At 65.9% G+C, this 4589-nt stretch carries 5 protein-coding genes; all 5 read right to left on the bottom strand.

Translation table 11 applies throughout. The features are described 5' to 3' along the window. Positions 1-497 precede the first annotated feature (497 nt). On the bottom strand, positions 498-1073 hold the full coding sequence (locus G3N93_RS34935) for a helix-turn-helix domain-containing protein (protein ID WP_043182976.1): 576 nt from the start codon (positions 1071-1073) through the stop codon (positions 498-500). Positions 1074-1375: 302 nt separating this feature from the next. Then, positions 1376-2566 (bottom strand): tetratricopeptide repeat protein, encoded by a 1191-nt coding sequence (locus G3N93_RS34940; RefSeq protein WP_206135008.1) that lies wholly within the window; start codon positions 2564-2566, stop codon positions 1376-1378. Positions 2567-2582: 16 nt separating this feature from the next. Further along, positions 2583-3014, bottom strand: coding sequence for a biopolymer transporter ExbD (locus G3N93_RS34945; protein ID WP_011352157.1), 432 nt, complete (start codon positions 3012-3014; stop codon positions 2583-2585). A gap of 420 nt (positions 3015-3434) precedes the next feature. Then, the gene (locus G3N93_RS34950) at positions 3435-3857 is read right to left on the bottom strand and encodes a biopolymer transporter ExbD (RefSeq protein ID WP_174933974.1); all 423 of its coding nucleotides are present in this window, start codon (positions 3855-3857) and stop codon (positions 3435-3437) included. Positions 3858-3877: 20 nt separating this feature from the next. Next, the coding region (locus G3N93_RS34955) for a MotA/TolQ/ExbB proton channel family protein (protein ID WP_206135009.1) at positions 3878-4589 on the bottom strand (712 nt) is incomplete at its 5' end.

Below are 4589 nucleotides of genomic sequence, written 5' to 3' on the forward strand. Positions count from 1 at the left end.
GCAACGGTCACGGGCGCGCCGCTCGCGACCGCATCCGCGATCGCGACGGCGCCCGGCGCCGGCTGGCTCTGGGCGAACGCCGGCGGCGCCAGTGCGGCCGTCAGCGCCAGTTCCGCCCAGACTATCCTCTTGATGGCCAACGCCAAAACTCTCTGCTTCATCTTGTTCCCTCTCGCTCGTAGTAAGACCCCACCTGCTGTGCGCCGGAACCTTGTGAATTCCTTGCGCGTCCTGGGTGCCCGTGTACCGGAACCCGCGATTGCCACGCTTTCGACTGCCACGACTCGAACGGCTCAGCCTCGGGTCACCAGCACCATCCAGCATCACCGTCGCTTGCTATTTTGATTCGTCATACTAAACACCTACATTGAGCGCATTGCCTGCTTCTTCCCGATTCGACGAACAGCGGGTTCTGCACAAGACGAGCCTGTGCCCGCGCCGTGCTGCGCACCGTCTGCCGTCGATCGGGTACTTCTCCTTCCTGCCGGCCGCCTTCGCTAGAACAGCCGGGGCGTGCCGACCCAGACGATCACCGCCTCTTCGTCGGCCGTGTTGCGCCACGCATGCGGCATCGTCGATTCGTAATGCGCGGTATCGCCCTCGTTCAGCGTGAACGTGCAATCCTCGAGCGTCAGCGCCACCTGCCCGCGCAACACGTAGACGAACTCCTCGCCCGCATGCGTCGTCATCTCGGACGACAGCTGCCCGGCCGGCATCCGGACGAGAATCGCGTCGAGCTTGCGGCCGTCCACCAGGTTCGTCAGCCTGGCGAACAGGCTGGCCGAGTTCGTGAACTGGAAATACTGCAGCGCGTTGCCGCGGCATACCGAGCGCGCTTCCGTCGGCGTGTCGATGAAGTACTGCATCGTCACGCCCAGCGCCTTCGCGATCCGCACCAGCGACGTGATCGACGGCGTCGCCCGCCCGCGCTCGACCTGCGACAGGAACGGCTTGGAAATGCCGGCGATCGTCGACGTTTCGTCGAGCGTGAGTTTCAGGCGCTGGCGCAGGGCCCGGATCTTGTTGCCTAGCGACACGGCGACGAGCACCGACTCATCAGGGGGCAAAACCATGGAAAGACGGACCCTCGCAGTCGAAATCGGTTTGATGTCGTCAAGCCTCGACCGATGCCGTGACACGACCGGCCCGGCGCGATACCCCGCTGCACGCTGTCGCCGCGTGCAAGCCGCGCGCAGTGCGGCACCGCGGCCGCGTCGCGCGGCCACGCGGCCTTCGCATATTTCATTCGGTTTACTAATTAACAAGGCTGCCCCTTCAGATCGGCTGACCTGCCCGTCGTGCATCGGCGCCATCGCGGCGGCACACCGCTTGCCGACCGCGCCCGCGTTGCTCGCCGTCGTACGTGCCCGTTGCGTTACCGGGATGCCACCACCGTCCAGAGGCGTGCCAGGTCAGCGGAACCGTCGGCCCCCTTGACCGTGCGCAGCACCTGGACCGCACGCGCCTTCTGGCCGGCCACGTAATACGCCTCGCCGAGCCGCAGCCGCGCCGCATCGGGATGCTCGAGCCCGCCTTTCGCAATCGCCTGCTCCATCATCGGCAGCCCCTGCTGCGCATGGCCCTCGAAGACGAGGTTCATGCCCGCGTCGATCGGTGCGGCCGGCGTCGTGGCGTCCCCGCCCGATTGCGCGCGCTTCGCGGCGAGTGCCTGCAGCCGCTTCTCGCGGTCAGCCTCCGCGTCCTTGCCGAGTACGCCGGACGCAAACCCCTGGTCGATCACCTGCTTGCCTTCGGCAGGCGACCCCGCGACCAGTGCGAGCTGCGTCATCTCCATGTACGCATTGGCTGACGCAAGCGAGCCCGTTGCGCGGCGCAACCGGTAGATGTCGAGGTCGAGCGACGGCAGATAGCCGGGGTTGCCGCGAATGGCCGTGACCATTTCGTCCCAGTACGCGGGGCTCGGGTGGTAGGCCACCAGCAGCCCGAGCGCACCGCGATACGCATTGCCGTCCTTCACTTTCTGCGCACAGGTCGCCAGCATCTGCAACTGCCCTTCATCCGGCGCGTGTCCGCCATTCGCCTGTGCGTCGGTGCTCGCTTTCAACTGACTCACGAGCGGTGCGCAATCGTTTGACAGGTAGTAAGACTGCGTGAGCAGCGTGCGCATTTCCGGATCCGAGCCGCCGGCCTTCAGATAACGCTGCGCGACGCGGATCGCCAGCGGGTAGTTCTTCTGCTGGAAGTAGATGCCGGCCAGCGCCGCCGTGGTCCGCTGCTCGTCCTCGCCCGACAGCCGTCCCGAGTTCAGCACGCTCTCGTAGGCTTGCGCGGCCGTGCCCGAGTCGCCGGCCGCCATCGCTGCCGCGCCGCGCATCTCTTCCACCATGTAGGTTTCGTACGGCGTCCGGTTCGGCACGGCGGCCGCCTGGGCGATCTTGCCCAGCGCGTCGCGATACTTGTGCGCCCGGTACAGCTCCTGTGCGGCCGCCAACGGTTTCGCCACGTCCGGCCGCAGCGCGTCCGCCGGCAACGCCGGGCGTCCGAGCAGGCCTGCCGCGCCGAGCGCCGTCACCGCCATCATCCGTTTCCATCGTCGCTGGTTCATCGGCTCGTCCGTGTCGTCATTGCATGAACTGTTCGTTACCGATCAGGCCGATCTTGGTCGCGCCCACGCGTTGCGCGGACGCGAGCACGGCCGCCACGTCCTTGTACGGCACCAGCTTGTTGGGACGCAGATGGATCTCGGCCTGCACGGGCTCCGCGGCCACCTGGGTCAGTTTCGACTCGAGCGCCGCGCGGTCCGGTACCGGTGCGCCGTTCCATGTCGTCGTGCCGTCGAAGTCGATATCGATCTGCACGATTTCCGGCGGCGTGGCCGGCGGCGGCGGATTCCCCACCGGCAGGTCCATCTTCACCGAATGCATCTGAATCGGGATCGTGATGATCAGCATGATCAGCAACACCAGCATCACGTCGATCAGCGGCGTGGTGTTGATGTCGACCATCACTTCCGGTTCGGCATTGCTCCCGCCCGAAGGCACATTCATTCCCATCGTCGACTCCTGTCGATCCACGTTGGCGCTTTAGCGCTTACGTGGATCCCATGCTTCGCGGTCGGCCAGCGTTGGCGCTTTAGCGCTTACGCGGGCCCCATGCTTCGCGGTCGATCCACGTTAGTGCTTTAGCGCTTACGCGGATCCCATGCTTCGCGGTCGGCCAGCGTTAGCGCTTTAGCGCTTACGCGGGCCCCGTGCTTCGCGGTCGATCCACGTTGGCGCTTTAGCGCTTACGTGGGTCCCATGCTTCGCGGTCGACCGGCGTTAGCGTTTTAGCGCTCACGTGGATCCCATGCTTCGCGGTCGGCCAGCGTCAGCGCTTTAGCACTTACGCCGATCCCACGCCTCGAACTCAACCAGCGTCAGCGCTTCAACACTTGCCGCCCGCCCCTGTTCCACCACGATTCCCGCGCGCGACTACCCCCCGCGCGCCGGCGGCTCCGTAATGAACGACAGCTTCGCGATCCCCGCGCGTTCGCACATCGTGACCACCCGGCCGATGAACTCGTAGCGCGTGTTCTGGTCGCCCCGCACGTGCACGCTCGGCTGCGGCTGCTGCTGCGACACGTCCTTCAGCTTCGCGAGCAGCGTCTGTGCATCCACCAGCTGCTCGCCCCAGAAGAAATCGCCGTCGCGGTTCACCGCGATCTCGATACTCTTCGGCGTCGTCTGCAGCGGCTGCACCGTCTCCTTCGGCAACTGAAGCTGGATCGTGTGCGTCACGACCGGAATCGTGATCAGGAAGATGATCAGCAACACCAGCATCACGTCGACGAGCGGCGTCGTGTTGATGTTGGCGATCACCTCGTCGCTTTCGTCCTGCCCGACGTTCATGGCCATCGCGCGTCTCCGTCCGCCGATCAGTTCGCGAGCGACGCAGCTGCCGGCGACGATGACGCCGCGCGTACCGGGCGCCGATTGCCGGCCAGCAGCACGGTATGCAGTTGCGCGCCGAAGTTGCGGACCCGCTCCATCACCGACTTGTTGCGCCGGACCAGGAAGTTGTAGCCGAGCACCGCCGGCACTGCGACGGCGAGGCCGATCGCGGTCATGATGAGCGCCTCGCCCACCGGGCCCGCGACCTTGTCGATCGACGCCTGGCCGGCAATGCCGATGGCCGTCAGCGCGTGATAAATCCCCCAGACCGTGCCGAACAGCCCGACGAACGGCGCGGTGGAGCCCACCGTGGCCAGGAAGGCGAGCCCGTCCTGCATCCGGTTCGACACGTTCGTGATCGAGCGCTCGACCGACACGTCGATCCACGTATTGCGGTCCACTGCTTCCAGCAGCGCCTCGTCATGATGCTCGCCGGCCTCGATCGCCGTTTCGGCGATGAAGCGGAACGGCGACGCCTCGTCGAGCAGCCTGGCGCCCTCGGCCAGCGAAGGCGCGGACCAGAGTTGCGCGTCCGCGAGCTTCGCGCGGCGATTGGCACGCAACTGCTCCACGAACTTCGTGATCATGATGTACCAGCTGCCCATCGACATGATCACCAGCAGGATCAGCACGAAACGGGCGACGAAATCGCCGTTCTTCCATAGCGCGCCGAGCCCGTACGGATTCTCGACCGCT

It is taken from the genome of Burkholderia sp. Se-20378 (assembly GCF_017104665.1).
GTDB lineage: Bacteria > Pseudomonadota > Gammaproteobacteria > Burkholderiales > Burkholderiaceae > Burkholderia > Burkholderia lata.